Annotated in this window: 3 protein-coding genes; all 3 read left to right on the top strand. The window is 59.7% G+C overall.

Annotation, left to right across the window (positions count from 1 at the left end; all coding sequences use genetic code 11):
• Positions 1 to 395 precede the first annotated feature (395 nt).
• Entirely contained in the window at positions 396 to 2,000 is a 1,605-nt protein-coding gene (locus tag ACP5VX_RS07005; RefSeq protein ID WP_428725163.1) for a sodium-dependent transporter, read from the top strand.
• Positions 2,001 to 2,004: 4 nt separating this feature from the next.
• Positions 2,005 to 2,172 carry a hypothetical protein gene (locus ACP5VX_RS07000; protein ID WP_428725162.1) on the top strand — a complete coding sequence of 56 codons (168 nt, stop codon included), beginning with the start codon at positions 2,005 to 2,007 and terminating at the stop codon, positions 2,170 to 2,172.
• Positions 2,169 to 2,475 (top strand): hypothetical protein (locus ACP5VX_RS06995; RefSeq protein ID WP_428725161.1); only part of this gene is annotated, 307 nt, incomplete at its 3' end. The genes ACP5VX_RS07000 and ACP5VX_RS06995, both read left to right, overlap by 4 nt.

Genomic DNA, 2,475 nt, shown 5'->3' with positions numbered 1-2,475 from the left:
GGCTCCCTCCGGTCAGCCGTCGACGTAGCTCGGGAGCGCTCTGCCTTCTATATTCCAGCCCCGGGCCAGCTTGGGAGCTCGCTGCTACCTATGCGTATGGCGCGAACTACGAGTTCCCGCGTAGCTGTCTCGAAGCCCAGTCTCGTGTGCGTACTTGGCTTCACGAGTAGCTTTGCTTAGGTTGTTTCGGCGTGTCGAATGTGTAGAGTAGCCACCCCCGGTCTGCCGAAGTCGGGTGGCGCCCCTTTCTCTAGACTTGTAACGATGAGCTCACCTGTCCACCATGCATCCAGAGGCCTTGACGAAAACACTACGTGCCTGAAGCCCACGCTGGTCCCACTTACGCTGGGTAAAAAATTATCTTCTCTACGGACAAAAAATAACTGTGTTGTGGTATGTCCTCCGAGGCCATCGGTCCTAGAGAGACCTGGCATACGAGGATCGGATTGATCCTCTCGATGGCGGGCAACGCCATAGGCCTCGGCAACTTCCTGAGGTTCCCTGGCAGAGTGGCCCTGTACGGTGGCGGGGCATACCTAATACCGTACTTCGTAGCGCTGACACTACTAGGCCTCCCAATAATGTGGCTCGAGTGGTCTATTGGGAGGTACGGTGGGCAGTACAGGGCGCACTGGCTAGCGCCGATGATGTACGTGGTGAGCAAGAGGAGGCTGGGGGACAAAAAGGCTAAGATCGTGGCGGGGATAGCCGGCGGCCTGGCGCTCTCCATAGCCATACTGCTGAACGCCTACTACACGAACCTCCTGGGCTGGGTCAGCTTCTGGGCCGGAATGTCCATGACCGGGAAAATAGTCGAGGTGACCGAGGTAAAGGACTCGATAGGCTGGCTCCTGCAGGTCATCGGAAACCCCGTGTACAACCTACTCCCGTGGGTGTTCACCCTGGCTGTGATAGGGATCATAGTCGCGCCAGGTGTCAGCAAGGGGCTCGAGCGCGCGAACTTGATCATGATGCCGCTACTCTTCCTCTTCGCAGTAGTGCTGCTGGTCACGGGGCTGACTTGGAGGACCCCGGTGAAGCCGGAGTGGGACTCCATCAAGGGCTTCCTCTGGCTGTGGACCCCGAGGTTCGAGAAGCTGGGCGACCCGGCTGCGTGGCTCGAGGGCGCTGGGCAGATATTCTTCACGCTGAGCCTCGGAATAGCCGGCATAATACCGACCTACGCGAGCTACATTAAACGCGAAGACGACATAGCCCTGGGCGCGTTGACGACCGCTGCTCTAAACGAGTTCGCCGAGGTGATATGCGGTGGCACGATAGCGTTCACCCTCGGCTACGCGTTTGGAGGAGTGCTCCCGATAGGGATGGTCTACGTCGACCACAAGTCGCCGTTCTTCCTGTCAATGGCCGTGTACCCGGCGTTCTTCGGTAGACTCGGCGCTGTAGGTGCGGTGTTGGGCTCTATGTGGTACGTGCTGCTGTGGTTCGCGGGCGTGTCATCCGCTATAGCGATAGCAAACGTGATCGTCGAGATGCTGCAGGGCTTCGGCTGGAAGAGGGCGCAGGCGACGGCTGTCTCGGTACTCCTGTTCCTGGTGTTCGGAGTTTTCATAGCGGTAGAGGGCTACATGACGAAGGACTACAGCTGGGGGCCTTCAACGGTTTACCTGGACTTCACAGACTTCATGGTGGGCTCTGTACTGCTAGTCGTGACAGCGCTCTTCGAGACAGTAGTCGCGGGAATGTTCCTATGGCCTGAAGGCTACGAGGAGGTCAACAGGGGCGGGTTGATCAGGGTGCCGAGGGCCCTCTGGAAGTACGTGCTGTCGATCATAGCCCCGATATACCTGGTCGCAATGCTCTTGTGGCTTCCAATGAGCACCAGAATAGAGGACATCGTCTACCAGACCGGTGAGCCGCTGACGTGGCTGGGCCCGGCACTAGCCGGCCTCTCGGCGGCGTTCACCGTAGCCTTGTTCATTGTGGGCTTCGTACTGGGGGTGAAGTCGACGAAGCAGTTCGAAAAAGTTGCGGGGTGAGGGCGTGGTGGAGACCATAGGCGTTTACAAAGACGTGCCGCTGACCGTAGACCCGGTCCTGGCAGTGGTGTTCGCTGCCATAGGCTGGCTAGTGGTGCTGACGCTGGTGTTCTACTCCCTACACCGCTGGTGGAAGGCAAAGAAGCCGGCCGAGGTTGCCGGTAGGGCTTGAAGCACGGCGAACTAGCCGAGGACCTGACCCAACTCTCTTTTTTACTGTCCCACCGTGGCCTAACCCGCGCTCACTCCCTCTGCTCTAAGGCTGCCGGGGTACTCAAGCAGACCCCCGAGCCTCGGGGCGAGACCGGCGACTACTCCAGCGTCCTGTCCAGGCTCGCCGACTCCATAAGCGCGCTCAGGCGGTGCGCGTCCTCCGCCCCGCCGGGCGAGGAAAAGGCGTGTAGCGGCGAGGCAAAGTCGGTCTACAGGTACTCCGTGCTCCTAAACCTGGTGTCTACCGGGAGGGTGAAGGAGC

The sequence above is a fragment of the Thermogladius sp. genome, from assembly GCF_049970955.1.
Taxonomy (GTDB): Archaea; Thermoproteota; Thermoprotei_A; order Sulfolobales; family Desulfurococcaceae; genus Thermogladius.
This window is presented reverse-complemented; position numbering and strand designations above follow the sequence as displayed.